24 protein-coding genes are annotated in these 26,677 nt (G+C 59.7%); 11 read left to right on the top strand and 13 right to left on the bottom strand.

Annotated elements, in window-relative coordinates:
* Positions 1 to 110 precede the first annotated feature (110 nt).
* The 7 genes from K0F85_RS17325 to K0F85_RS17295 are packed head-to-tail and all read left to right on the top strand — an operon-like array spanning position 111 to position 6,395.
* Entirely contained in the window at positions 111 to 959 is an 849-nt protein-coding gene (locus K0F85_RS17325) for a FliM/FliN family flagellar motor switch protein (RefSeq protein WP_306985179.1), read from the top strand.
* 1 nt (position 960) lies between these two features.
* Entirely contained in the window at positions 961 to 1,326 is a 366-nt protein-coding gene (locus K0F85_RS17320; RefSeq protein WP_219117210.1) for a FliM/FliN family flagellar motor switch protein, read from the top strand.
* Positions 1,323 to 2,093, top strand: a complete 771-nt coding sequence (gene fliP / locus K0F85_RS17315) for a flagellar type III secretion system pore protein FliP (protein ID WP_219117209.1) — start codon at positions 1,323 to 1,325, stop codon at positions 2,091 to 2,093. The genes K0F85_RS17320 and fliP overlap by 4 nt, the downstream gene beginning before the upstream one ends.
* A 3-nt stretch (positions 2,094 to 2,096) precedes the next feature.
* On the top strand, positions 2,097 to 2,369 hold the full coding sequence (locus K0F85_RS17310; protein WP_034757874.1) for a flagellar biosynthetic protein FliQ: 273 nt from the start codon (positions 2,097 to 2,099) through the stop codon (positions 2,367 to 2,369).
* Between the two features lie 12 nt (positions 2,370 to 2,381).
* The gene (locus K0F85_RS17305) at positions 2,382 to 3,182 is read left to right on the top strand and encodes a flagellar biosynthetic protein FliR (protein WP_219117208.1); all 801 of its coding nucleotides are present in this window, start codon (positions 2,382 to 2,384) and stop codon (positions 3,180 to 3,182) included.
* Positions 3,172 to 4,311: a flagellar biosynthesis protein FlhB gene (locus tag K0F85_RS17300; RefSeq protein WP_219117207.1), complete on the top strand. Its 1,140-nt coding sequence runs from the start codon at positions 3,172 to 3,174 to the stop codon at positions 4,309 to 4,311. Before K0F85_RS17305 ends, K0F85_RS17300 begins: the two co-directional genes overlap by 11 nt.
* Positions 4,308 to 6,395 (top strand): flagellar biosynthesis protein FlhA, encoded by a 2,088-nt coding sequence (locus K0F85_RS17295; RefSeq protein WP_219117206.1) that lies wholly within the window; start codon positions 4,308 to 4,310, stop codon positions 6,393 to 6,395. Before K0F85_RS17300 ends, K0F85_RS17295 begins: the two co-directional genes overlap by 4 nt.
* Positions 6,396 to 6,456: 61 nt before the next feature.
* On the opposite strand, the gene K0F85_RS17290 is transcribed toward K0F85_RS17295, so the two are convergent.
* The 11 genes from K0F85_RS17290 to K0F85_RS17240 form a co-directional block, all read right to left on the bottom strand.
* Positions 6,457 to 7,554, bottom strand: coding sequence for a hypothetical protein (locus K0F85_RS17290; protein WP_219117205.1), 1,098 nt, complete (start codon positions 7,552 to 7,554; stop codon positions 6,457 to 6,459).
* A gap of 56 nt (positions 7,555 to 7,610) precedes the next feature.
* The gene (locus K0F85_RS17285) at positions 7,611 to 8,489 is read right to left on the bottom strand and encodes a flagellin (protein WP_219117204.1); all 879 of its coding nucleotides are present in this window, start codon (positions 8,487 to 8,489) and stop codon (positions 7,611 to 7,613) included.
* Between the two features lie 173 nt (positions 8,490 to 8,662).
* Complete coding sequence (locus tag K0F85_RS17280) at positions 8,663 to 9,544, bottom strand: flagellin (protein WP_219117203.1); 882 nt, start codon at positions 9,542 to 9,544, stop codon at positions 8,663 to 8,665.
* A gap of 193 nt (positions 9,545 to 9,737) precedes the next feature.
* Positions 9,738 to 10,610: a flagellin gene (locus tag K0F85_RS17275; protein ID WP_219117202.1), complete on the bottom strand. Its 873-nt coding sequence runs from the start codon at positions 10,608 to 10,610 to the stop codon at positions 9,738 to 9,740.
* Between the two features lie 176 nt (positions 10,611 to 10,786).
* The gene (locus K0F85_RS17270; protein WP_219117201.1) at positions 10,787 to 11,656 is read right to left on the bottom strand and encodes a flagellin; all 870 of its coding nucleotides are present in this window, start codon (positions 11,654 to 11,656) and stop codon (positions 10,787 to 10,789) included.
* A 180-nt stretch (positions 11,657 to 11,836) separates the two neighbouring features.
* Entirely contained in the window at positions 11,837 to 12,724 is an 888-nt protein-coding gene (locus tag K0F85_RS17265; protein ID WP_219117200.1) for a flagellin, read from the bottom strand.
* A 126-nt stretch (positions 12,725 to 12,850) separates the two neighbouring features.
* Positions 12,851 to 16,063: a tetratricopeptide repeat protein gene (locus K0F85_RS17260; protein WP_219117199.1), complete on the bottom strand. Its 3,213-nt coding sequence runs from the start codon at positions 16,061 to 16,063 to the stop codon at positions 12,851 to 12,853.
* Positions 16,064 to 16,197: 134 nt separating this feature from the next.
* Positions 16,198 to 16,656: an N-acetyltransferase gene (locus tag K0F85_RS17255; protein ID WP_219117198.1), complete on the bottom strand. Its 459-nt coding sequence runs from the start codon at positions 16,654 to 16,656 to the stop codon at positions 16,198 to 16,200.
* Positions 16,653 to 17,621 (bottom strand): hypothetical protein, encoded by a 969-nt coding sequence (locus tag K0F85_RS17250; RefSeq protein ID WP_219117197.1) that lies wholly within the window; start codon positions 17,619 to 17,621, stop codon positions 16,653 to 16,655. Before K0F85_RS17250 ends, K0F85_RS17255 begins: the two co-directional genes overlap by 4 nt.
* A 129-nt stretch (positions 17,622 to 17,750) precedes the next feature.
* Entirely contained in the window at positions 17,751 to 18,461 is a 711-nt protein-coding gene (locus tag K0F85_RS17245; RefSeq protein WP_219117196.1) for a WbqC family protein, read from the bottom strand.
* Positions 18,458 to 19,609 carry a DegT/DnrJ/EryC1/StrS aminotransferase family protein gene (locus K0F85_RS17240; RefSeq protein WP_306985171.1) on the bottom strand — a complete coding sequence of 384 codons (1,152 nt, stop codon included), beginning with the start codon at positions 19,607 to 19,609 and terminating at the stop codon, positions 18,458 to 18,460. The genes K0F85_RS17245 and K0F85_RS17240 overlap by 4 nt, the downstream gene beginning before the upstream one ends.
* Positions 19,610 to 20,013: 404 nt before the next feature.
* On the opposite strand from K0F85_RS17240, the gene K0F85_RS17235 reads away from it, so the two are divergent.
* The 3 genes from K0F85_RS17235 to K0F85_RS17225 are packed head-to-tail and all read left to right on the top strand — an operon-like array spanning position 20,014 to position 22,994.
* On the top strand, positions 20,014 to 21,099 hold the full coding sequence (locus tag K0F85_RS17235; RefSeq protein ID WP_219117195.1) for a hypothetical protein: 1,086 nt from the start codon (positions 20,014 to 20,016) through the stop codon (positions 21,097 to 21,099).
* A 26-nt stretch (positions 21,100 to 21,125) separates the two neighbouring features.
* Positions 21,126 to 21,875, top strand: a complete 750-nt coding sequence (locus K0F85_RS17230) for a class I SAM-dependent methyltransferase (protein WP_133992154.1) — start codon at positions 21,126 to 21,128, stop codon at positions 21,873 to 21,875.
* 21 nt (positions 21,876 to 21,896) lie between these two features.
* Entirely contained in the window at positions 21,897 to 22,994 is a 1,098-nt protein-coding gene (locus tag K0F85_RS17225; RefSeq protein WP_219117194.1) for a class I SAM-dependent methyltransferase, read from the top strand.
* 137 nt (positions 22,995 to 23,131) lie between these two features.
* Here the strand turns inward: K0F85_RS17225 and K0F85_RS17220 are convergent, their stop codons facing one another.
* Positions 23,132 to 24,808: an electron transfer flavoprotein-ubiquinone oxidoreductase gene (locus K0F85_RS17220; protein WP_219117193.1), complete on the bottom strand. Its 1,677-nt coding sequence runs from the start codon at positions 24,806 to 24,808 to the stop codon at positions 23,132 to 23,134.
* A gap of 251 nt (positions 24,809 to 25,059) precedes the next feature.
* On the opposite strand from K0F85_RS17220, the gene K0F85_RS17215 reads away from it, so the two are divergent.
* Complete coding sequence (locus K0F85_RS17215) at positions 25,060 to 25,836, top strand: SDR family oxidoreductase (RefSeq protein ID WP_034752351.1); 777 nt, start codon at positions 25,060 to 25,062, stop codon at positions 25,834 to 25,836.
* A gap of 142 nt (positions 25,837 to 25,978) precedes the next feature.
* Here K0F85_RS17215 and K0F85_RS17210 read toward each other — a convergent pair whose 3' ends face one another.
* On the bottom strand, positions 25,979 to 26,545 hold the full coding sequence (locus K0F85_RS17210; protein ID WP_219117192.1) for a LuxR C-terminal-related transcriptional regulator: 567 nt from the start codon (positions 26,543 to 26,545) through the stop codon (positions 25,979 to 25,981).
* Between the last annotated feature and the right edge of the window lie 132 nt (positions 26,546 to 26,677).

Here is a 26,677-nt window from a genome sequence, read left to right as displayed (position 1 = left end):
AAAGCAGGTAAAGATGATGCTGTATTTAATTCCGGGCGATCCGTATAATTTGTTCTGCCACACCGCAATACGACATGACCCTCATGATAACCACTAAGACAGATCAAACTGTGCGCCATCAAGTCCTCGATTCCTGTCTGCTTGGACGTCCTGTCCACTTGCTGCATGTCTTCGGCGCCCAGCTGCGCGACGACCTGGCCGTGGCCCTGCGCCAGCCTATGAGTCGTCGCTACTGGGGCAATTTCCAGATCGATGGCGTGACCTTGTCGCGCGTGGAAAACGAGGACAGCGTGAATCGCTGGTTGAGTTTTTCCACGCCGGCCGGCCAGACGGGCTTTGCGCTCGAACGGCAGATACTCTTGAGCGTACTGAACTATCGTTACGGCAGTGCCGGCGCCAAGGGCGCGCTGCCCGATCCGGCGCAGGTGCGCGTGACGGCCACGGAGGAGCGTCTCGCTGTGGTGCTGGGACAACAGTTGGTAAACAGTTTGCTCACCCGCGTCCACAAGAACCTGCAAACCTTGGGCAAGAGCAGCGAGCTCGACAGCAGTGCCGAGGTTGCCGTGCAGACTGGCGTGCACCCGGTGCGCGGCAGCTGGATCGTCACCGTGGCGCTGAGCGACGTCGAAGCCGGACAGAGCGGTCAGTTCTGGTTCTCGCTGGACAAGCGCCTGATGGCTGACGTGCTGCGCGGCCTGCTGCCTGAGCGCGCACAAGCGAAGAAAGCCTTGCGTGGCAGCGTGCGTCCTCTCGCTTCGCGCCTGCAAGTGACTCTGGAAGGCCGACTGGTCAGCAAGCAGGTGCAACTGGGCGCCTTGTTCGACCTGCGCGTGGGCGACGTCATTCCCGTCAGCCTGAGCCGCACCGACGTCATGCTCGACGACTCCCGTCTATTTACAGCTGCTGTTTCCGAACACAAGGGCAAGCTCTGTTTAACCTCCTTTGAAGATGTCGAATAATATGAATATGACCGATAGCAACCAGAGCGAAACCCTGCTGGAAGACCTGGGTGATGACATGATCATCGACCAGGGCGATGTGTCCGACGTGGCCAGCACGCGTGCGCGACGCGACATTCCGCAGATGATGCGCAAGATTCCCGTGACCCTGACCCTGGAAGTGGGCTCGGCCCGTATTTCGCTGGAAGAATTGATGGCCATCGGGCCGGAAAGCGTGATCGAACTCGACATGCTGGCCGGCGAACCGCTGGTGATCAAGGTCAACGGCACGCCGATCGGCCGTGCCGAAGTGGTGGTGGCCGGCGAGAACTATGGCCTGAAAGTCATCGACCTCGACGGCCTCAATCTCGACCTGATGACAGCATGAAGCTGGCGGTACCCGGTTTGAGCCGGCGCCGCGGCGCGCTGGTTGCCGCGCTGGCTGTTCCCGTTCTGATGCTGTGCTGTAGTGCTGCCGGGGCGCAGGATTTATTGTCCGGTGTGGTGCCGGGCGCGAAGACCGACCTGTCGGTGAAGATGCAGATCCTCGTCGTCATGACCCTGCTCGGGCTGTTGCCCGTAATGGTCATGATGATGACCAGCTTTACCCGCTTCGTCATCGTGCTGTCCCTGCTGCGCCAGGCCCTGGGCTTGCAGCAGGGCTTGCCCAACCGCATCGTCACCGGCATCGCCCTGATTCTCACCCTGCTGGTCATGCGTCCCATCGGCGACCAGGTGTGGAAGGAAGCGTTCATGCCTTACGACCGCGACCAGATCGGCATGCAGGAAGCTTTGAAGATCGCCGAAGTGCCGATTTCGCGCTTCATGCTGGCCCAGACGAGCAAGGCTGCGCTGGCGCAGATCGCGCACCTGGCCGGCGAACCGTCGACCATGCGTCCGCAAGACCATAGCTTCACGGTCAAGCTGGCCGCGTTTGTCTTGTCTGAACTCAAGACGGCGTTCCAGATCGGCTGCATGCTGTTCATCCCGTTCCTCATCATCGATCTGGTGGTGGCGTCCGTGCTGATGGCCATGGGCATGATGATGCTGTCGCCGCTGGTCATTTCGCTGCCGTTCAAGCTGTTGCTGTTCGTGCTGGTCGATGGCTGGACCCTGACCGTCAACACCTTAGTTACCAGCATACAGGGCTATTGACCGATGTTTACCCCTGAAGTCGCCGTCGACCTGATCATCGAAGCGCTGCATGTCGTGATGCTGCTGGTGGTGATTCTGGTCGTGCCGGGTTTGCTCATGGGCCTGCTGGTCGCGCTGGTGCAGGCGGCCACCTCGATCAATGAACAGACCATGAGTTTCCTGCCGCGTCTGCTGGTCACCCTGCTGGCGCTGATCCTGGCGGGACGCTGGATGGCCGGATACCTGATGGATTATTGCGTGTCCATTTTTCAGCGCGCCGCCACCCTGGTCGGATAGCGCCGCGCGCCCATGGATCAGATTTTCAATCAGGTGCTGCCGTTTCTGCTGGCCGTGTGGTGGCCGTTCTGCCGCATCCTGGCCATGCTCAGCGCCTCGCCTGTGATCGGTGACGCCATGGTGCCCGTCCCCGTGCGGGTGCTGCTGTCGCTGGTGCTGGCGATCCTGATGCTGCCCGTGATGCAAGCGTCGGGCGCCTCGCACGAATTGCTGAAAATCGATCCGTTTTCGCTGCACGCCGTCGTCGCCACGCTGGAGCAGGCCATCATCGGCTTCATCCTGGGCCTGGCCTTCCACTTCGCCATGTCGGTCATGTCGGTGCTCGGTTACCTGGTATCGAGCCAGGTGGGCTTTTCCATGGCCGTCATGAACGACCCGCTCAATGGCACTTCGTCGGACGTGATCACGGGTTTACTCACCATCATGTGCATGATCGTGTTTTTCGCCATCGACGGCCACCTTGTGTTGACGGGCGTGATTGGCGCCAGTTTCACGGCCTGGCCAGTGGGGCAGGGCTACGGGCCGCTGCTGCTGCAGACGGTGGCCTATAACGTGGCGTGGATTTTCGCCGCCGCCTTGCTGCTGGCCTTGCCCATCGTTTTTTCCACCATGGTGGTGCAACTGGGCTTTGGCTTCCTGAACCGCGTGGCGCCGTCGCTGAATCTGTTTTCGCTGGGCTTTTCCATGATCACCATGTTCGGGCTGGTAATGCTGGCGCAGATCGTGCGCTTTATTCCGGAACACTATATCGCCATGACGAATCGCGTGCTGGACATGCTCACCGAACAGATGCGGGTGGCCCATGGCGGATAACAGCACTGGCGACAAGACAGAAAAGGCTTCAGCGCAGAAGCTGAAGAAGTCGCGCCAGGAAGGGCAGGTGGTGCGTTCGCGCGACCTGTCGACGGCGCTGGGCATCCTGATCAGCATGAAAGTCTTCATTTACCTGCTGCCTGGCTACCTGCAAAGTTTTCGCGAACTGTTCGCCATGGCCTTCATGCCGCTCGACAGCAAGGGCGCGCTGGAGAATGCCATGTCGATGGCGTTCACCACGTCGGTGGGCTTGCTGATCAAGATGATCGTGCCGCTGTTTTGCGTGCCCCTGTTCGTGGTGCTGGGCTCGCTGGTGCCGGGCGGCTGGGTCATCAGCACGAAGAACTGGATGCCAAAGATGGAGCGCTTGAGCCCGGCCAAGAATCTGGGTCGTCTGTTTGCGCCCAAGCATGGTTTTGAATTCGGCTTGTCCATTGCCAAGGCCGTCGTGCTGGGCATGGTGCTGGTGCATGTGAGCCGCTCCAGCCTGACGCAGTACGTGGACCTGCAGCACCGGCCGCTGCAGCAAGCCATGCTCGATGGCTCGGCCTTGATGCTCGATGGCTTGATGGCACTCATTTCCGTCTTCGTCCTGTTTGCCATCATCGATGTGCCGGCACAGGCGTTTTTCTTTGCCCGCAACCAGCGCATGAGCAAGCAGGATGTCAAGGAAGAACATAAAAGCAGCGAAGGGCGCCCCGAAGTGCGTCAGCGCATCCGCCAGTTGCAGCAGCAGATCGGCCGGCGCAGCGTGCGCAAGACGGTGCCCGACGCCGACGTGGTGATCGTCAATCCCGAGCATTACGCCGTCGCGCTGAAGTATGACCAGGACCGCGCCGAGGCGCCGTTTGTCGTTGCCAAGGGCGTCGACGAAATGGCGCTGTATATCCGGCAAGTGGCGAAGGAATACCATATCGAAACGCTGGAGTTGCCGCCTCTGGCGCGCGCCATCTACAACACCAGCCAGGTGCAGCAGCAGATTCCCGTGCAGCTGTATCAGGCCGTGTCGCAGGTGCTCAACTACATACTCCAGCTGAAAGCATTCCGTACTGGGCAGCGTGCCGCCCAGCCCCCATTTCCCACCGAGGTGGTCGTGCCATCTCATTTGAGCGAGGTAGTACCTTCATGAATTTCCTGAACCGAGTGGTTGCTGAAATGCGCCGCCACAAGTTCGCCACGCCGCTGTTCCTGCTGGTGATCCTGGCAATGATCATCCTGCCGCTGCCGCCGGTGCTGCTCGATATCTTGTTCACTTTCAATATCGTGCTGGCACTGATCGTCATCCTCGTCAGCGTGTCGGCCAAGCGGCCGCTCGATTTCTCTGTCTTCCCGACGGTGATCCTGGCTACCACCATGCTCAGGTTGACCCTCAACGTGGCGTCCACGCGCGTGGTGCTGCTGCACGGCCATACGGGCGCGGACGCGGCCGGTAAGGTGATCGAGGCTTTCGGTAACGTGGTGATCGGCGGTAACTTCGTCGTCGGTATCGTCGTCTTCGTGATCTTGATGATCATCAACTTCGCCGTCGTCACCAAGGGTGCCGAGCGCATCTCGGAAGTGTCCGCGCGTTTCACCCTTGACGCCTTGCCGGGCAAGCAGATGGCGATCGACGCCGACCTGAACGCCGGCCTGATCAACCAGGAAAAAGCCCAGCTGCGCCGCAAGGATGTGGCAGCCGAGGCGGATTTCTATGGCGCCATGGACGGCGCGTCGAAATTCGTGCGCGGCGATGCCGTCGCCAGTATCCTCATTTTGATCATCAATATGGTGGGCGGCGTGGCCATCGGCTCGCTGATGCACGACTTGTCTTTCGGCGATTCTTTCCGTCAATACGCGCTGCTGACCATCGGCGATGGTCTGGTGGCGCAAATTCCGGCACTGCTGCTGTCGGCTGCAGCCGCCATCCTGGTCACCCGTATCAGCGATTCGGGCGACTTCGAGCAGCAGGTGGCAGGCCAGGTGCTGACCTCGCCAACGGTGATCTACAGCGCCGCCGGCATGATGGTGGCGCTGGCGCTGATTCCGGGCATGCCATGGTTCATGTTCATGACCTTCGCGGGTGTGCTGGCTTTTGTCGCCTGGCGCCTGACCAAGCGCGTGAAGGGGCCAGATGCGGCCGGCATGGCGGCCATCCAGGCGGCCCTGCGCGATGACAAGCCTGCCGAGCTGGAATGGCAGCAATTGCCCGCCGTGCAGCCGCTGATGGTGATGCTCGGCTACAAGCTGGTCGGCATGGTGGATAAAACGCAAGGCGAACCGTTAAACAAGCGCGTCAAGGGCGTGCGCCAGAGCCTGTCCGAAGCGATGGGCTTGCTGCTGCCGAATATCGGCGTGCGCGACGACCTGGCCCTGAAGCCGTCGCAGTATGCCATCGTGCTGTCGGGCACGGTGGTGGCGCAGGCGGAGGTGCAGGCCGACCGGCTGATGGCGATCCCGTCGCCGAACGTGTATGGCCAGCTCGATGGCATTCCCGGCATCGAGCCTGCCTACGGCATGCCCGTCACCTGGATCGAACCGAGCGAAAAGGCGCATGCGCTGGGCCTCGGTTACCAGGTCATCGAGGCGCCCAGCGTGATCGCCACGCATTTGTCGAAAATGGTGCGCGAATACCTGCCGGAACTGTTCCGCCATGAAGACGTGTCGAACATGATGGAGCGCCTGACAGCCCTGTCGCCCAAGCTGGCCGGCGCGCTGGACAAGGCGCTGACGCACACGCAGCTGCTGCGCGTGTTCCGCGTCTTGCTGGCGGAAAATGTGTCGCTGAAAGATATCGTGCCCATCGCCACCACATTGCTCGACAGTTCGGAAACGACCAAGGACCCAATTTTGCTGGCGGCCGAAGTGCGCTGCGCGCTGCGGCGCCAGATCGTCAGCGGCCTGTTTGGTCAAAAGATGGAAATGCAGGCGTTTAACCTGGGCGGCGAGCTGGAAAACATGTTGCTCGGTTCCCTGAACCAGGCACGCCAGTCTGGCAAGGTCACCCTGGATAACTATCCGATCGACCCGCATCTGCTGTCGCAATTGCAGGTGAACATGCCGGTGGCGCGCGAGCAGATGAAGCAGCAGGCCACGCCGCCGCTATTGCTGGTGCTGCCGCAAATCCGTCCGCTGCTGGCCCGCTACGCGCGCCTGTTCGCGCCTGGCCTGCATGTGCTGTCGTACAACGAAATTCCGGAAAACCGCGAAGTGAGTATCATCGGTACGGTGGGGTAAACGCTGCAACAAGGGGAGTATCAGCAAAAACGGCGCTGCGTGCGCCGTTTTTTATGCTGCCTCAATCCTGCTCGTCGATGGGGGGCAGCAGGTCATGCTCCTGGCCGTCGGCCAGCAGCAGCACGGTGCTGCCTTGTGCAGCGTCTTCCTCGTCGCCATAGTCGTAACCGAGCGGCGCAGCCACTTCCTTCGAGGCGACGACGGTCTCTTCTTCGTCTTCTGCCACAGGTGCCGCAGGCGCATTTGGATTGCTCGCCGCTTCCGCTTCCGGCTGCGTCAACAGCAACGCCACTTCGGCCATGGCGCGGAACAGGGCCAGCGACAGCGAGGCGGCGCCCGCCTGCATCGGGTAATTGCCGTGCACGCGCTGCGCATGCAACTGGCGATTCAGGCGGCAGCGCAGCACGCGCAGGCCGGCGCGGCGCACGGCGTCGGCGATCTCGGGCAGGGCCAGGCGCAAATGCCGCAGTGCTGCTTCCTCGTCGGCCGCCAGCTCCAGCAGCACGCCGTCGCCGGACGGTTCCATCTGGATCACCACCCGGCCGATGCCGATGATGATCAGTTCGACGCGCAGCGCCACCTTGCCGCGCCGCCTGGGCGCTGCATCTTCCTCCTCGTCGCTGGCCAGCACGCGCAGCAGCAGGCGTTGGCCGCCCCAGCCATACACGGCAAAGCGCCACGCTTCGCTGTCGACCGTCAGAGGCGGACGGGCGCCTTCGCGCAGCAGGGCTGGTTGCTGCTCGGCCATGAACAGATTGCCCGGCACGTGCTGGCCGCGCGCCTGTTCCTGCAGGGCCGCGTATTGCTCGCCGTAGGTTTTGACCATCACGCGCCACGAGGCGGCCAGTTGCGCCGCGTCGGGCGGCTGCCAGACCAGCTGGCGCGTGAAGAACAGCTGATTGACTTGCATGGCGCTGCTGTCGCGCGGCATGGCACCGCCCGTGCCATCGGCATTGGGCTTGATGAGGGACGCCAGGCTGTCCTGGCCCTGTTGCAGTTGTGCCGGCAGGGTGCCCGCATCGGGTGCAGGCGCCATATAGGGCCCGATGGGCACCAGCGGCTGCACCACGCCGGGCACCATCGGCGTCGCGGGGCTGACGTCGAAACGCTGGGTAATCAGGGGTACCGGATTGCCCGATGAGATGCGGTCTATCGCCATGCCACTATGTCCGGAAGAGAGTCTATACGAGCTGGTGAATCAGTCTGTATCAGCCGTCATGGCTGCAACAGTGACAGTATCATTTTCTGCATGCTCTGGCTTTGCTTGAGCATCGCCGTGCTGGCCTGCAGCAACATTTGTGCTGACACCATGTTGGCGCTTTCCGCCGCGTAATCGACATCCATGATGCGGCCGATGGCGGCCTTGGTATTGGTGACCATATTGGCCAGGTTGTTGTGCACATGGTCGAGGCGGTTGGCCGCCGCGCCCAGGGCCGAGCGCACGCCGCCGACCTGGTCGAGCGCCGCTGCCAGTTGGTCGATCATGTTGTTGGCGCTGCCATTCGTGCCGATTTCGCTGCCGGCCGTGGCGCCTGGCGCAAAGTTGGCCGAAATGGCTTTGAGTACCGTGTCCAGGCCGCCCATCTTGCCTGACACGTCGAACTTCATGGTTTCGCTGCTGCTGGCGCCGATCTGGAACGTCATCGCCTCCGACAGCGTGCCCTTGCCTGCGCCACCGTTGCCCAGCAACAAGCTGCCGCCGTAGGTGGTATTCGTCATGACGTTGTATAGCTCCAGCCCCAGCGCATCGTACTCGGATTGCATGGCATCGCGGTCGGTCTGGTTGGCCGAAGCGTCGGCCGCCTGCGTGGCCAGGTCTTTCATGCGTACCAGCATGCTGGTCACTTCGCCAAACGCGCCTTCGGCCGTCTGCAGCATCGAGGTGCTGTTCTGCGTATTGCGCATGGCCACCGTCATGCCGCTCACCTGGGCAATGAGGCGCGTGGCGATTTGCAGGCCAGCCGCGTCGTCCATGGCCGAGTTGATGCGAACGCCGGTGGAGAGGCGCTGCATCGATGTGGATAACTGGCTATGTGCCCATCCCATCGCGCGTTGTGCGTACAGTGCGGCGATATTGGTGTGAATGCTCAGCACGTGGCGGCTCCGGTGGGCGGTGAGGGTGAAACGGGTCTATCTTGTATAGGCGACTGTGGCGCCAGCATTGTTAAATCGAAAGGCAATATAGTCAAATTAATATGTTTCGCACATAAAAAAAGCCAGACCGCAGCCTGGCTTGGCGTTGCTGGCCGCAAGCGGCCAGGCAAAGATTATTGCAGCAAGGACATGACCATCGAGGACATGCTGTTGCTTTGTTTCAGCATCGCGGTGCCGGCTTGCAGCAGCATTTGCGACGAGGTCATGTTCGAGCTTTCGGTAGCGAAATCGACGTCCATGATACGGCCGGTAGCGGCCTTGGTGTTGGTGGCGATGTTCGACAGGTTGCTGTTGATGTGGTCGAGACGGTTGGCGGCGGCGCCCAGAGCGGAACGCACGGTACCGACGTTGTCGATGGCAGCTGCCAGTTTGTCGATGGTGGTATTGGCGGTACCGGCGGCAGTCAGTTCGGTGCCCACGCCTGCGGTGCTGGCCTTGAAGTTGTTGGCCGACAGCGCCATCAGCTTGGTGTTCAGCGCGCCCATGTCAGTGGATACGTTGATGCTCATTTTTTCCATCGAGCTTGCGCCGATCTGGAAGGTCATCGCATCCGACAGCGTACCCTTACCGGCGGTGCCGTCGCCCAGCAGGGTCTGGCCACCAAAGGTGGTGTTGGTCATGACGTTGTACAGTTCCAGGCCCAGCGCGTCGTATTCGGCTTGCATGGCGGTCTTGTCCTGGCCGTTCGACGAAGCATCGGCCGCTTGCGTAGCCAGATCCTTCATGCGTACCAGCATGTTAGTGACTTCGCCAAACGCGCCTTCGGCCGTTTGCAGCATCGAGGTGCTGTTTTGCGTGTTGCTCATGGCAACGGTCATGCCGCTGGTCTGCGCTTTCAGGCGCGTGGCGATCTGCAGGCCAGCGGCGTCGTCCATGGCTGAGTTGATGCGGTAGCCGGTGGACAAGCGTGTCATTGAGGTCGACAGTTGCGATTGGGTCTTGGCGATCGAGTTCTGTGCGGACAGCGATGCGTTGTTGGTGTGTAGGCTCAGCATATGGTAACTCCTGTGGTAAATGCATTGCAGGACGGTAGTATTTTTCGTCCTCAAGCAAAACAGGCGACCACTTGGAGGTAAACGTTAAATGCCGTGTGGAAATTATTTAATGGAATGCGATGGGTGTAAGAAAGCCAGACGCGCGGCCTGGCTTTCTTGCTGGCCGGTACCAGCGGAAACTACAGGAAGAAAATTATTGCAACAAGGACATGACCATCGAGGACATACTATTGCTTTGTTTCAGCATCGCGGTGCCGGCTTGCAGCAGCATTTGCGACGACGTCATGTTCGAGCTTTCGGTGGCGAAATCGACGTCCATGATGCGGCCGGTCGCGGCCTTGGTGTTGGTGGCGATGTTCGACAGGTTGCTGTTGATGTGGTCGAGGCGGTTGGCGGCAGCGCCCAGGGCCGAGCGTACGGTACCCACGTCGTTGATGGCCGTGGCCAGCAGGTCGATGGTGGCGTTGGCGGTGGTGGTCAGTTCCGACGCGCCGGTCGAGGCAGCGGCGGCGAAGTTCTTCGTCGCGGCCAGTAGCGATGCCGACAGGGTGACCATGTTGGTCTTGACGTCGATCGTCATGTTTTCCGTCGAGCTCGCGCCGATCTGGAAGGTCATGGCGGCCGACAGCGTGCCGGTGGTGCCTGTGCCATTACCCATCAGCAAGCTGCCGCCGAAAGTGGTGTTGGTCATGACGTTGTACAGTTCCTGGCCCAGGGCGTTGTACTCTGCCTGCATGGCGGTCTTGTCTTGTGCGTTCGACGAGGCATCGGCAGCTTGGGTGGCCAGATCCTTCATGCGTACCAGCATGTTGGTGACTTCGCCAAACGCGCCTTCAGCAGTTTGCAGCATCGAGGTGCTGTTTTGCGTGTTGCTCATGGCAACGGTCATGCCGCTGGTCTGGGCTTTCAGGCGCGTGGCGATCTGCAGGCCGGCAGCGTCATCCATGGCGGAGTTGATGCGGTATCCGGTGCTCAGGCGTGTCATCGAGGTCGACAGCTGCGATTGGGTCTTGGCAATCGAGTTCTGTGCGGACAGCGATGCGTTATTGGTGTGAAGGCTCAGCATGGTGTTGCTCCTGTAAGGTTAATTCGTCGAGGGGCAACGTTTCTTGCCCTCAATAGTACAAGACGACCAGATCTGCCGGCTTATTAAATGCTGTATGGAAATTTTTCATAATCGCGTATGGCCATGAAAAAAGCCCCGGCAATCGCTTGCCGGGGCTGTTCTTGAAGCGTAGTCGATTATTGCAGCAGGGACATGACCATCGAGGACATGCTGTTGCTTTGTTTCAGCATCGCGGTGCCGGCTTGCAGCAGCATTTGCGACGACGTCATGTTCGAGCTTTCGGTGGCGAAGTCAACGTCCATGATGCGACCGGTCGCGGCCTTGGTGTTGGTGGCGATGTTCGACAGGTTGCTGTTGATGTGGTCAAGGCGGTTGGCGGCGGCGCCCAGGGCCGAGCGCACGGTGCCAACCTTGTCGATGGCGGTGGTCAGGTTGCCGATGGCGGCGTTGGCCGCTGCCGTCAATTCCGTACCGGCGGCGCCGGCGGTGGAGAAGCTGGCCGATACGGCTTTCAGGGCAGCTGCCAGGCCGGTCATGCCGGCGGTGACGTCGATCGACATTTTTTCCGTCGAGCTCGCGCCGATCTGGAAGGTCATGGCCGACGACAGCGTGCCGGTGGCGCCCGTGCCATCGCCCAGCAACAAGCTGCCGCCGAAGGTGGTGTTGGTCATGACGTTGGCCAGTTCCGAGCCTAGGGCATCGAATTCTGCCTGCATGGCCTTTTTGTCGTCCACGTTCGACGAGGCATCGGCAGCTTGGGTGGCCAGGTCCTTCATGCGGATCAGCATGTTGGTGACTTCGCCAAACGCGCCTTCAGCCGTTTGCAGCATCGAGGTGCTGTTTTGGGTGTTGCTCATGGCAACGGTCATGCCGCTGGTCTGGGCTTTCAAGCGCGTGGCGATCTGCAGGCCGGCCGCGTCATCCATGGCTGAATTGATGCGGTAGCCTGTGCTCAAGCGGGTCATCGAGGTGGACAGTTGCGATTGCGTTTTAGCAATCGAATTTTGCGCGGACAGCGACGCATTGTTGGTATGCAGGCTCAGCATTGGAAAAACTCCTAATAAGTATGTTCGGTCGGGAGCCGCGAACCATCGCGCTCTCCTTAGTACAAGACGACCATGCCTCGACGTTTATTAAATGCCATATGGAAATTTTTTATATGGATGTTGCTGGATGAAAAAAGCCCCGGCAATCGCTTGCCGGGGCTAGTCTTGAAGCGCAGTCGATTATTGCAGCAGGGACATGACCATCGAGGACATGCTGTTGCTTTGTTTCAGCATTGCGGTGCCGGCTTGCAGCAGCATTTGCGACGACGTCATGTTCGAGCTTTCGGTGGCGAAGTCAACGTCCATGATGCGGCCGGTCGCGGCCTTGGTGTTGGTCGAGATATTCGACAGGTTGCTGTTGATGTGGTCCAGACGGTTGGCTGCGGCGCCCAGTGCGGAGCGCACGGTGCCGACGTTGTCGATGGCATCGGCCAGCGTCTTGATCATGGTATTGGCGGCGGTGCCCGTGGAGATTTCGGCGCCGGCGGTCGTCGTGGCAACCGACGAGAATTTGGTCGACACGGATTTCAGCGCCGTGTTCAGGGTCGACATGCCGCCCGAGACGTCGATCGACATTTTTTCCGTCGAGCTTGCGCCAATCTGGAACGTCATGGTGGTCGACAGGGTCGGCGAACCGGCGGTGCCGGCGCCGTCGCCCAGCAGCTTGCTGCCACCGAACGTGGTGTTGCTCATGATGTTGTACAGTTCTTGGCCCAGGGCGTCGAACTCTGCCTGCATGGCTTTCTGATCATCCGTGTTCGACGAGGCATCGGCCGCTTGCGTAGCCAGATCCTTCATGCGCACCAGCATGTTGGTCACTTCGCCAAACGCGCCTTCGGCCGTTTGCAGCATCGAGGTGCTGTTTTGCGTGTTGCTCATGGCAACGGTCATGCCGCTGGTCTGGGCTTTCAGACGTGTGGCGATCTGCAGGCCGGCGGCGTCGTCCATAGCCGAATTGATGCGGTAGCCGGTGCTCAGGCGGGTCATCGAGGTCGACAATTGCGATTGCGTTTTTGCAATCGAGTTTTGTGCGGACAGCGATGCGTTGTTGGTATGCAAACTCAGCATGGGAAAACTCCTAATAGGGTAAATTCGGCCGGGAGCTGCAAATTTGCGCTCTCCATCACTACAGGACGACCATCAGCGCTTTTTTATTAAATGCTTTCTGGAAATATTTATGCGGCCATGGTGCTGTCAGGCAACTTCCTCATGAGAATCCAGTTCAATCTCGAAGGTGGCCGCTGCCTTGCCTTCGCACCAGCGGTGCCACATGGCGCGCATGGCGCCTTCGAGACCGGCGGCGATGACTTCCGAGCGACCCATGGCCGAATTTTCAATCAGTTGGCGCAAATTGCTGCGGATATTGGCCAGCAGCGCCGGATCGTTGGCGATATACGTGCCCTTGGCAACGAAATCATCGGTGTCGCGCGCGATGAAGGCGGTCAGGCCCATGTGGCTGAGGGCGCACGCCGTGACCCTGCCCGGCAAGGTGTTGCCCGGGATGGTCAGCGTGGGCACGCCCATCCACAGGGCATGCATGGTGGTGGTGCCGCCTGTATATGGGAAAGTGTCGAGGCACAGGTCTACTTTGTGATGCAAATGCAAATATTCCTCGGTTGATGTGCGCGGATGGAACTCGAGGCGGTCGCGCGCGATGCCCTCGCTGGCGAACCAGTCGATGTAGGTATCGAAGGTGCCGCTTTTTGGCATCGCACCCATCAGCATGCGTGCGGTGGGTACGGCGCGCAGCAGTTGCGCCCAGGCGGCAATCACTTCGCGGCTGAGTTTGTTCGGCCGGTTGAAGCTGCCGAAGGTCATATAGCCGTTCTGCAACGTAGGCAGGGCATTCACGGATGGCGACATCGCGGACGGCAGGAACGGCGCAGCAGCCGGCAGATAGGCGATGGCTTCGCTGAACTGCTTTTCCATCTCGCCAGGCGGCAGGTAAAAGCGGTCGCACAGGAAGTAATCGATGGCTTTCAGGCCCGTGGTGCCAGGGTAGCCCATCCAGCTTGCCTGTACCGGCGCGGGTTTGTGGGCAAAGGCCAATAAGCGGTTGATGCCTGTATGGCCCGACAGGTCGATCAGGACATCGATCCTGTCGTTTTCAATCTGCGCCGCCAGCTCGGTATTGCTGAGGTGATTCACGGGGCGCCAATGGTGCAGCAGTTCGCGGATGCGCGCGGTGCAGTCATCCTCGAGCACATTGGTGTAGTAACCATACAACACGACGCGTGGTGAGGGGCTCAGGTGATGGAAGATGGGTAGGACAAAATTAGCCACCGCGTGGTTATTGAAGTCACCCGAGACAAAGCCCACCTTCAGCACTCGCTCCGGATCGCGGTCATTGCGGTGTTGCGGCCAGCTGGCGCGCAGCGGCGTTTCGAATATGTCGGCAAATTTCTGGTGTTCCGCAAACAGCAGGGCCGGATCAGGGTAATCCAGGTGCGTCAGGCAAAACAGCAAGTTGCTATACACGGGGGCGCATTGCGGATCGATGGCCAGGGCGGCCCGGCAACTGGCGATGGCTTCCTGCAGCATGCCTTTTTCGCACAAGGTTGCGCCCAGGCTGGCATGCGCCTCCAGGTAGGCAGGCTTGAGCGCGATCGCCTGGTTGAACGCGGCGATGGCCTCGTCATAGTGGTTCAGCATGCGATACGCGATGCCCATGTTCAGGTGGGCGGCGGCAAAGCCGGGGTCGAGCGCGATCGCCTTGCGGTATTGCTCCAACGCCTCTTCGTGGCGCTTCTGGTCATGCAGCACGGCACCGATATTGCTATGCACGATGGCATGCCCGGTTTCAAATTCGAGTGCCTTGGCGTACACGAGCAGTGCTTCGTCATAGCATTTGGCTTTTTGCAGGGCGATGCCGAGCCGGTTGTGCAAGTCGGCCGACTCCGGATCCAGTGCCAGCGCCTGGCGTTGGCAATCGACCGCGCCGTCGAAGTCGCGCGCGGCAGTCAGGGCATCTGCCAGATGTAGCAGGGTCTTGCCGTAGCCAGGGTCCAGCTGCAGCGCCTTGCGGTGCATGGCAATGGCGTCGTCCAGGCGTGCCAGCTCCAGCAGAATCAGGCCTAGATTGTTATAGTTGAGGGCATTTTCCGCATCCAGTTCCACCAGGGCCTGATAGATTTCCAGCGCCTGCGGCTTGCGATCCAGCGTCAGCAGCGTGCTGCCGAGATTGGTGCAGATGCCAATGTCCTTGGGGCTGCTGTCATGCGCACGCTGGAAGGCATCGAGCGCCTCTTCCTGCCGCTCCAGCGCATTTAGGCACAGTCCCAAGCCATTCTGGAAAGCGGCATTGCCAGCGTCGAGGCGCACCGCCGTTGCATGGCATGCCAACGCTTCGTCCAGCTGCTCCAGGTCTTGCAAGGTGGCGCCCAGGTTGCTGTGGACCAAGGCATAGTCCGGCGCTAGCGCGATGGCGCGCCGGTAACTGGCCGCCGCATCGTCGAGCTGCCCGAGGGCCTGCAGCGCATTGCCCAGGTTGCCGTGCAGTTCGGCATCGTCAGGCACGATCTCCAGCGCTTGGCGATAACTGGCAACGGCGCCGTCCAGGTCGCCCAGCGACTTGAAGGTGTTGCCTAAATTGAAGTGTGCCATGGCATAGGCCGGATTGATGGTCAAGGCCTGGCGATACGCGTGCGCCGCCTCGTCCAGCCGCCCCAGCGCCACCAGTGCACTGCCCAGGTTGCCATGCGCTTCGGCAAAGTCGGGCTGGATCTCCAGTGCTCGCAGATAGGAGTCAATGGATTGTTCGTATTGTCCTGTAGCTTGCCAGGCATTGCCCAAATTGCCATGGGCTTCCGCATCGTGTGGTGTGAGCGCCACGGTTTTTTGTAAAGTCGACAGCGCATCTTTCCCCTGCAGTTGCAAGGCCGTACCGAGGACGCTCCATGCAAAGCCCGATTCAGGATAGCTGGCGATCAGGGCGCGCGTGGCACTCTCTAGCTGCGCGTACTGGCCCGCGTTATACAACGCAATCACATGTTGCATTTCCTCTGCGCGTGGGGTCTGTGGCAGCTGCGCGACTGCGACTTGGGCGCGAGCCAACAATGCCTGTGACTCCGCGTTATCGAGTCCGCGCTGGATCGCGCTTTCAATGATTTCCAGTCCATGTTCGGCCTGTTCCGCCGCCAGCAGGCCATTTGCATAGGAGATCCAGAATTGGCCTTCGTCCGGATTGACCGACAGCGCCGTGCGCAAATAGGGCAGCGCCGCATCGTGAAAGCCCAGTTGCCCGGCCAGCAGGCCGACATTGTGGTTGGCAATGGCATGATATGGCTGTGCCTGCACTATTGACAGATACAGCGCCTCCGCTTCCGCATGGCGCCCCGCCTGGTGATGTTCGATAGCGCGCTGCAGATCAGCGTCGAGGTTCACTGCTTCAGGGGTATGGGTGCTCATGGATGTCGGAGGAAGATGTGCCAGCGCGAATTGTAACTGCTGGGAATTGAAATAGAGAGTTTCCGTGTGGAATTTTTTCGTTATATCCGTTTTGCAACAATACGCAGCCAAGGTACTGCGCTGCTAATGCCGGGCTAGGGATGCCTGAATTGTAATTGCATGCGCAAGCGCTCGTCATCGGCTCCGGGCAGGGGGGAAAAGCCATGGCGGCGATACAGCGCGATGGCCGGCTGATTGTCGCGCGCCACTTCCAGCGTGATTGCGCGCAGCCCTTGCTGGCGCGCATGCGCAAGGCAGGTGGTGAGCATCTGGCTGGCGACGCCCTGGCGGCAGTATTCTGTCAACACGCTGACGTTGCTGATGTAGGCCACACCCGCCGTGGCGTCATGATAGACGGCCAGCAAGCCGGCTAGCCGCCCGCCTGACCACGCTTCGAAGCGCAGCGCGCGTGCGTGCAGCTTGCTGGCGTAATCAGGCAAACTGGTGCGTGCACGCAAGGACGCGAGGAATGCGGGATCGCAGGCGAGAAAATGCGTCATGAGTTCTGCGGCCGAGGCCTGTTCGCGCCGCAGGTCCAGTACGGTATTCATCATTCCAGCTTGGCGAGGCCGAAACCATGGCGGCCGAACTGGTTGCCGTTATACAGCAGGTAGACGCTGCCGTCGCACTCGAATACATGCGGATAGCACTGCATTTCCCCATCCCATTCACCCTCGGTGCCTTCCAGTCCTGGCTGGTAGTCGTTGCGCGTCCAGTTCGTCAGGTCGTCGGACCAGGCGTGGCCGATGCGATAGGCGCGCCCGCTGTTCACGCGGAAATCCGATGATTGCCGGTAGCAGAAGAACATATGGTGGCGCCCCTCAATGGTAATCACCGTGGGCAGTGCCTGGCTTTCACCGGGGCCAAGACGGTCCGTGATGATCTGGCGCGCCTCTTCCTTGGTCCAGTTGATGCCGTCACTGGACGTGGCATGGCCGATCTTGTAGGTGCGGTCGGGAGCGCTGTCCTGGCTGTAGCGCCGCCAGCCTGTGCCAAAAATGTACCACATGTGAAAGACACCGTTGATGTGCTTGACGAAGCCATCGCCGACCAGGCAAGGCTCGTGCAGTGATGGGCCGAGGACCGGGCCGGGGCCGATGCGCTCGAACGTCAGCCCATTGTCGTGGCTGATGGCCAGGCCGATGGCCGTATCCACGGAAACGGAAACGCGTCGGTTCCAGCCGCATGTGTAGCCATACACGGCGTCGCCATGGCGCATGACGTTCATTGGGAAAATACCATGTTCGTCGAAACATCCCAGGCCACCCAGGGTGATGACGGGTTGCCTGGCAACGCCGATGATCGTGCGCAGATCCTTGCGCATATCGACGAAGGACACGTGGCTCAGGTATTTGCCATTTGCGGGATCCACTGCGCGGGTAGAGAAATAGATGCGCACGAAATCGTCGAAGACCAACGCTTGTGGCGATTGCGCAAAGTGCTTGCAGTCATTTGCCAGCACATGATCGGCAGGGTCGAATATGTGGCCAAGTTTCTTCCATTGCATGGTTTTGTTCATGCGTAATGTCCTTTCGATGCTGCCTAGTCAAGGTTGCTGCGCCATGGCGATGCCAGCCTTGCTGATGTCGCGGCGGCGAGGTCCCGTGCCTGTTGTGTTGGGTGTGCTGTCATGCAGAGTCCTGCGGCCTCACGCCGTGGGCCGCGTCATGTCGAATTGCTGGCGAATGGCCGTCTGCAAGGATGCCGGAGAAGTAAACATCATCACGTCGATGATGGATAGCCACGGCACGAATTCGCCCCCGCTTTGGGGGTAGGGGGGCAGGCGCGACTGTAGGAACTCCAGTACGATGCCCTTGGCGAGGAAATCCGCCTCGCGATACAGTTGCAGGCCGCCAATGGGGTTGATGTAACGGTCTGCCCCGGTGGCCTGGCACAGGGCCAGAACCTTGTCTTGGCCCTTGAGCGCATGGTCGATGGCGATCTCCGAAGAGCGCTGGAACGGTGTGGCGATGCCAAGGTGCTCGCAGGTCTCTACCAGGCTGTGCAGCAGGAATTCAAACAGGTTCGCAGCAGGGTGGTGCACGATGCTTTCCAGCAGCGCCATGGTCTCGCGCAGATACGGCGCGCGCTGATATGCGCCTTTGAATTGGTTTAGCAGCTTTTCCGCATCGAACTGCGGTGAAATTTCGCGTTCGCAAATATGCAAGTGATCAGAAGCATTTTTTAAGGGCAAGGTGAAGGTGGTGTCCTTGTCATTAAGCAGCATGCGATTACGGTTGATCCAGCCTTTTTTGGTGTATTTGATATTGTCATAGACAATAAACAGGTCCGCGACCGCGATTAGCTGGAAATAGCCGATGTAGGGTAGAAAATACGGCTGCATGATGGCCACTCTCATACTGCCTGCAGCAGCACTGGCGGCGCCCCGTATTGCGCAATCAGGTCACTGATGGCGTCGATTTGTTGCGTCTCAAGCGTGGGATACAGCGGCAGGCAAATCACCTGTTCCGCAGCAACGCGGGCAGCCGGCAGATTCGCTGGCGCAGCCGATGGCATGCCGCGGTACATGGGGAAGTCACTGATAAGCGGATAAAAATAGCGTCGCGCGTAAATATTACTTTCGCGCAATTTCGTGAACAGGGCATCGCGGCTCAGCGGGTAGTCTGGCCTGACCAGTATCGGGAAATATGCGTGGTTGGTGGTGACGTTGGGCGGAGGGGTGATGCAGTCGATGCCCCGCACGTGCGCCAGATTTCTGCGGTAGCGCGCGTCGACTTCCTTGCGCTGAGCAAGGGTCGTATCGATATTCTTGAGTTGCAGCAGCCCGAAGGCGGCGTTGATTTCACTCATTTTGCCGTTAATGCCAGGCGCAACGACGGTTGTTTCATCGACAAAACCAAAATTTTTCAAATGGTCAATACGCTGCTTGGTCTTTGCATCCGGTGAAATGATCGCGCCACCCTCAAAGGTATTGAATACTTTGGTGGCATGAAAGCTCAGTACGGACAGATCGCCGTCATTGAGCACGCTGCCGCCCGCATGCCTGACGCCAAATGCGTGAGCTGCATCGTAGATGACTTTCAGACCGTAATTGTCCGCAATTTTTTGTATGCGATCGACGTCGCAAGGGTGACCATAGCAGTGCACCGGCATGATGGCGGTTGTCTGCGGCGTAATGGCCGCCTCGATTTTTGCGGGATCCAGGTTGAAAGTGTGCGGATCGATATCGACAAACACCGGTTTGATGCCGTTCCACAGCAGTGAATGCGCTGTGGCCACGAACGAATACGGCGTCGTGATGACTTCGCCGGTGATGCGCAGCGACTGCAAGGCTGTGATCAGGGCCAGCGTGCCATTGGTAAACAGGCTGATATGTTTGACGCCGAGGTAGTCGCAAAGGGCCTGCTCCAGCTGCTGATGGAATGGTCCACCATTCGTCAGGATCTTGTTTTGCCAGATTTCCTGTAAGTAAGGAAGGAAATCCTCCAGCGGCGGCAGCACAGGCTGGGTAACATAGACCGGCTTGGTCAGGGCGTCAGGATACATGCGTGTTCCCGGATGCAATAGGCAGTTCGACAGTCATGATATCAATGTCCATTTTGAATGTGTCACGGACGCGCAGATGCACAATCTGTTCAGGGTTGATGGGCATAGCCGGAGCAGCGTTCGCGTTCATGGACAGGAATAAAAATGTTTAGCAACGGGAATTGTAACTGTTGGAAGTGCTTAAGAGAAACTTTCCCGATCGAATTTACATGCGTACGTGGTAGCTTGCCCCGCTTGCTGTTGCAAGTTGGTCGTAGTACCGGGGAATAGGGCGTTTTCGATGTGAAAAAAACAGCACCACGCCTCGGCAGGCGGGCGCTTCCCGTGCTGCATTGAACGCCAGGTGAATGGGGGGGCTGGCGAACTTCTTTACGGTGAGCCTGGCGCGCTTCGCGGCATTGCCCATGCGACCTAATTTCACTTTCACTGTCAGGGGAATATGCGATAATCTTGTCCGCTGGCAAGATTGTCTTTCACTGCACAACGGCGGCGCAGAGTTGAGCTGGCCCTATTTTCGATTGGAGAAGCGAGCGATGTTCAAGTGGGAAAAGCTGGGGAAAATGTTCGATCCGTCGACAGTGAGAGATCGTCCCTGGATGAATGAGTTTTCCCAGGCGCCATCAGTTGTGGTCATCGACCAGGTGGTGCGCGTGTATTTTGCCTGCCGTCCGCCCCCCGATGCGCAGGGTAATTATGTCAGCCTTTCCTCCTACGCCGATTTCCGGCGCGACAACCTTCTCGAACTGGTCGGCGTCAGCGAGCAGCCATTGCTGGAATTGGGCGGCCTCGGCACTTTTGACGAATTCGGCGCCTATTTTACGTCGGTGGTGGCGCGCGACGATGACGTGATGGCCTACTACGTAGGTTATACCCGTTGCGAATCGGTACCGTTTACCATCAATATAGGTGCCGCAGTCAGCAGCGATGGCGGCAATACTTTCACTCGCCTGGGACCCGGACCTCTTTTGCCCTGCACCCCAAATGAGCCATTTTTTCTGACGACTCCGCGGGTCCGGAAGTTCGGTGCGCGCTGGCATATGTGGTATAGCGCCGGCAAGCGGTGGGTGAATACGGGCCGCAGGGCGGAGCCTGTGTATCACATACGTATGGCCACTTCGGACGATGGAGTGCACTGGGTGAAGGAAGATCGCGACTTGGTCGGGTGCGTGATCGGCGACAACGAATGCCAGGCCTGTCCCGATGTCTTCGAGTTTGGCGGCAAATACCACATGCTGTTCTGTTATCGTGCGCATGAGAACTACCACGGGAAGGATGGCGGCTACAAGCTCGGGTACGCGGTATCGGACGATCTGCTGCACTGGGAGCGCGACGACAGCAAGGTGGGACTGAGCGTGTCCGAAGAGGGCTGGGACTCGGAAATGGTGTGCTTCCCGCACGTGTTTGCTCTGGATGGCGAGATTTACCTGCTTTATTTGGGCAATCAGATGGGACGGCACGGCTTTGGGCTGGCCAGGATGAACATACAATAAATAATTGCGCAGAGGGAGTAGTGAAAATGCAAACAGGTTTGAATGAGGAAAAAACGCTGCTGGAGAATTATGCGGCCAACTACATTACTTCGGATGATTCGAGCCAGCAGAGGCTGATGCGCCATCTGGAAATGCGGGTATTCAAGCCGTATGTCAACAGGGGACGTGCGCTGGAACTGGGATGCGAAATCGGTTACATGTCCGAACTGATCGCGCCGCTGGTCGACCAACTGGACATCGTCGATGCTTCCGAGTTGTTCCTGGAAAGAACGCGGGCGCGCAACATTCCCAATGCTCGCTTTTTCTGCTCCCTGTTCGAGGAATATGTTGCGCAGCAGCCTTACGAGGCCGTGTTCGCTTCCCATGTACTTGAACATCTGCTTGATGTGCAACAGGTCTTGAAGCAGGTCAAGGCGCAGATGTCGCCCACCGGACACCTGCTCGTGGCAGTACCGAATGCGCGCGCAATGTCGCGTCAGCTCGCGCGTCACATGGGGCTGATCAATGACCTGTATGAGCTGACGCCGAACGATCTGCGTGGCGGTCATCGCCGGGTCTACGACCGCGTAACATTGAACCGTGAACTCGAGACTGCCGGTTTCGAGGTGGTGGCGCTGGGGGGGATTTTCTTCAAGCCGCTGGCAGATTTCCAGATGGATAAGATGATTGATTCCGGTATCCTCGGCGAGCCGCAGCTGGAAGGCTTGTATCGCATGGGCAACGAGTATCCGGATATGTGCGCGGACGTGTACGCGATCGCGCGTCCCAAGGCGTAGCCCTGTCTGGATCGGCTATCGATGAATATTGGAAAGGCGGACATTATAAATAAGCGCGTATTGATTTTTCCCGCAGGGATGCCACGCTCGCTGGTCTACCTCGACCAGGCGCTGGCGAATGGCATGGAGGTGGTGGGTTCGTCTTCGCTCGGGCACGACCCGGCGCGCGAGCGTTACTCGCGCTGGGTGCAACTCCCCTACGTTACCGCGCCGGAATTCGACGAGGCCTTGCGGCAGGCGGTTTCTGCCCATGATGTCGGCAGTATCTACACGCCCAATCCCGTGGTTTGGGATTACCTGCAGCGGCGCCTGGGGCACGATTTTCCAGGCCTGGTGCTGATCAACAGCGCACCGCTCGCCAGTGAAATGGCACCGTATGCCCGCGCCCTCGCATTTGGCAAGGCAGTGCTGGCGCAGCCGTTCGGACTGGCCGCCAGCGGCGAGCGTCCGCCGACCGCCGCCTCTGAAATTGCCGCGCTGTTCCGGCATGCCGAAACCATCCCCGGTATGTGCGACCAGGAAAAGATACGCGCCCTGTGCGAAGTTTTCCGCTATTGCCCGACAGGCGACGTGGTGGAGGTGGGCAGCTGGTGGGGGAAATCCGCCTTCGTGCTCGCTTCCCTGGCGCGTTGCCATGGCACGGGCAAGCTGCTGTGCGTTGATCCGTGGACAAGCGAGCATCTGGTGCAGGAAAACAAGAGTGACCTGATCGATAACGTTGCGTGGGATGCCAGTGAAGCGCTGACCGTCTTCCAGATCAACCTGTTACCCTATGCGAATGGTATGGTGAACTATCTGCGCTTGCCATCGGTGGAGGCGGCGCTCGCGTACCGTCAGGATCGCGTGGTCGAGACGGAGGCCTTTGGCCGGACCCAGTACAGTGGAAAAATTGCCCTGCTGCACATCGACGGTAACCACGGCTACGCCGAAGTGCGGGCCGATATTGCTTCTTGGTACGATCTGGTCAGGCCGGGTGGCTGGATCGTGATGGACGACTATGCATGGGCTTATGGTGACGGGCCGCGCCGGGCCACGGACGAATTCCTGGCACAGCATGGCATGCGCATTTCCTGTGCTTTCTTTTCGGGCGGGGCACTCTTCATCCAGATGTCAGGCTAGCTTTAGTCTTGAATCAGCGGTGCCAGCCATGGCACTTCCGGGGCAGGCCCGCCTGGCCAGTCCCGTTATTGCAGTCAGTCCTCAATTGCAGCCAATGCAAGCGGCAACAGCCGCCTCTGAGACGGCTGATCGCAAACTTACATATTCGGATAATTCGGACCGCCGCCACCCTCCGGCGTCACCCACACGATGTTCTGCGTCGGATCCTTGATGTCGCAGGTCTTGCAGTGCACGCAGTTTTGCGCATTGATCTGCAGGCGCTCGGCGCCGTCGTCGTTCTTCACGAACTCGTACACGCCGGCGGGACAGTAGCGCGCTTCCGGGCCCGCATACGTGGCCAGGTTGACGTCGACGGGCACGCTGGCGTTTTTCAGCGTCAGGTGGATGGGCTGGTCTTCCGCGTGATTCGTGTTCGAGATGAAGACGGATGACATCTTGTCGAAGGTCAGCTTGCCATCGGGTTTCGGATACACGATCTTTTTCGACTGGGCCGCCGGCTTCAGGCATTCGTGGTCGCCATGCGTATGGTGCAGGGTCCACGGCGCCTTGCCGCGGAAGAGGAGCTGGTCGACGGCCGTCATCACGCTGCCCAGGTACAGGCCCTTCGACAGCCAAGGCTTGACGTTGCGCGCCACGTGCAGCTCTTCATGCAGCCACGATTGTTCAAACGCGACAGGGTAGCTGGACAGTTCGTCGTGCTGGCGCTGTTCGCCCAGCGCGCCGAAGGCCGCGTCCGCCGCCAGCATGCCGCTCTTGATGGCCGCGTGGCTGCCCTTGATGCGGCTCATGTTCAAGAAGCCCGCATCGCAGCCGATCAGCGCGCCGCCGGCAAACACCAGTTTCGGCAGCGATTGCAGGCCGCCGGCCGTGATCGCGCGCGCGCCGTAGGAAATGCGCTTGCCGCCCTCGAAGAACTTGCGGATTTCCGGATGCGTTTTATAGCGCTGGAATTCCTCGTACGGCGACAGGTACGGGTTTTCGTAGGCCAGGCCGACCACGTAGCCGACCATCACCTGGTTGTTTTCCAGGTGGTACAGGAAGGAGCCGCCATAGGTCTTCGCGTCCAGTGGCCAGCCGGTCGAGTGGATCACCAGGCCCGGCTGGTGCAGGGCGGGGTCGATTTCCCACAATTCCTTGATGCCGATGCCGTACGATTGCGGGTCCTTGCCGGCGTTCAAGTCATACTTGGCCATCAATTGCTTGCCCAGGTGGCCGCGCGCGCCTTCGGCGAACAGGGTGTACTTGGCATGCAATTCCATGCCCAGCTGGAAGTCGGGACCCGGTTCGCCGTCGCGCTTGACGCCCATGTTGCCGGTCGCCACGCCTTTCACGGAGCCGTCATCGTTGTAGAGGATTTCCGCGGCAGGGAAGCCAGGGAAGATTTCCACGCCCAGGTTTTCCGCCTGCTGGCCCATCCAGCGCACCACATTGCCCAGCGAGACGATGTAATTGCCGTGGTTTTCAAAGCAGGCCGGTACGGCGAAGTTCGGTGTCTTGTAGGCTTTGGTTTCCGTCAGGAACAGGATGCGGTCTTCCGTCACTGCCGTGTTCAGGGGCGCGCCCAGTTCCTTCCAGTTCGGTATCAGCTCGGTCAGCGCCTTCGGGTCCATGATGGCGCCGGACAGGATATGCGCGCCCAGTTCGCCGCCTTTTTCCAGCACGCAGACGGACACTTCCTGGCTCTTTTCAGCGGCCAGCTGCTTCAGGCGGATCGCCGCCGCCAAGCCTGCGGGGCCACCGCCGACGATCACCACGTCATACTCCATGGTCTCGCGCGGTCCGTACTGTTCAACTAAGTTATTAGGCTGTGTCATGGTCTCGATTGTTAGTCACTAAATGGGTGGGTGAGGAATCTTCGAATAAATTTAAGCACGAGTGTGCTTGTTTTTGGCGAGGATTGCAACTTTGGCGCCATTTTGCGTGACATTGCCCCTCGCCGCAATCTAAATCCGGCCATTTTGTGTAATGATGGCGTTTACCTTTGCTCAACTGTGGCGCAGGGTATTTTGCCCCTGTGCCAGTGGCGCGGCGTAAAGTGTTATCTAAAACAAAACAGGAGTAGCTCGTGGGCATAGAAGTCAATTTCGAGGGCAAGATTGCCCTGATTACCGGCGCATCGAGCGGCCTCGGCGCGCGCTTTGCGAAAGTGCTGGCCCAGGCCGGCGCGCAGGTCGTGCTGGCGTCGCGCCGCACCGAACGCCTGAAGGAATTGCGTGCCGAGATCGAAGCCGATGGCGGCGCCGCGCACGTGGTGTCGCTCGACGTGACCGACTTCGCCAGCATCAAGTCGGCCATCGCGCATGCGGAAACGGAAGCGGGCCCCATCGATATCCTCGTCAACAATTCAGGTGTGTCAACGACGCAACGCCTGGTCGACGTCACGCCCGAAGATTATTCGTTCGTGATGGACACCAACCTGCGCGGCTCCTTCTTCGTGGCCCAGCAGACGGCCAAGCGCATGATCGCGCGCGCCAAGGGCGACCCGAAGAAACAGCACCGCATCATCAATATCGCCTCGATGGCGGGCTTGCAGGTGTTGCCGCAGATCGGCGTGTATTGCATGAGCAAGGCGGGCATGGTGCACATGACGCGCGCCATGGCCGTGGAGTGGGGCAAGTACGGCATCAACACCAACGCCATCTGCCCCGGCTACATTTCCACGGAAATCAACGAAGATTACTTTGCCACCGAGCAGGGCAAGAAGCTGATCGAAATGTTGCCAAACAAACGCCCTGGCAAGCCGGAAGACCTCGACGGCCTGCTGCTGTTGCTGGCGGGCGAGGATTCGCATTTCATCAACGGCGCCATTATCTCCGCCGATGGCGGCATGAGCACCTTTTAACGCCATAAAACCTGCTGCGCGTCGCGCTTTGCGGCCTGCGATGCTCACCGTACTAGAGCACGGTTGCGCTTCTCGGCCACAAATCGCTGCCGCTCACGACGGTTTTACTTGGCGTTAAACGATAGTCACCTTGGCTGCAGCCCTAGCGCTGCAGCTGCAGTCCCACCAGCTTGTGCACCAGCTCGGATGACGTGGCGGCGGCGAATTTGCGCATCAGCTTGGCGCGGTGCATTTCCACCGTGCGGGGGCTGAGGTCGATCTGGCGGGCGATGACTTTGCTGGTCTTGCCTTCCACCAGCAGGGCGGCGATTTCGCGCTCGCGCGGGGTCAACTCGGCCGTCACGGGACGCTTCTCGCTGACATCCTCGAACGTCCAGATGCCCGCTCCCAGCGGTTGGTTCGACAGCATGGCGTGGCCCGTGACGTGGCACCAGAACAATTCACCATTACTGCGGCGCATGATGCGCTCGTCCGAATAGCGGCCCTTGGCGTTCATGATGGGAATGATGCGTTCACCCGTGCGCAGGAATTCGTCGTGCGTGGGGTAGAGTACTTCGAAGGACTGGTCGTCGAGCTGGGCGCGCGTATAGCCGAACATGGCCGCCAGCGCTTCGTTGCAGCTGCGCATGATGCGGTTTTCCGACATGCACATGCCCACGGGCGCGTGCAGGAAGATGCTTTCATAATCGATGGCTGACGCGGCGTTCATCTGATACGTATCACTCTCACAGTGGGATGGCCGGCACGGCGCCGGTAGTTCTACGGTATTGTACTTTCCGCTCGCGTATTTTATGCTGAGTCGCTACCTGAGTCATGGACTCAAGAACTAAGCTTAACAAAA

Origin of the sequence: Janthinobacterium sp. UMAB-56 (assembly GCF_900095265.1) — a bacterium.
Lineage (GTDB): Bacteria > Pseudomonadota > Gammaproteobacteria > Burkholderiales > Burkholderiaceae_D > Janthinobacterium.
This window is presented reverse-complemented; position numbering and strand designations above follow the sequence as displayed.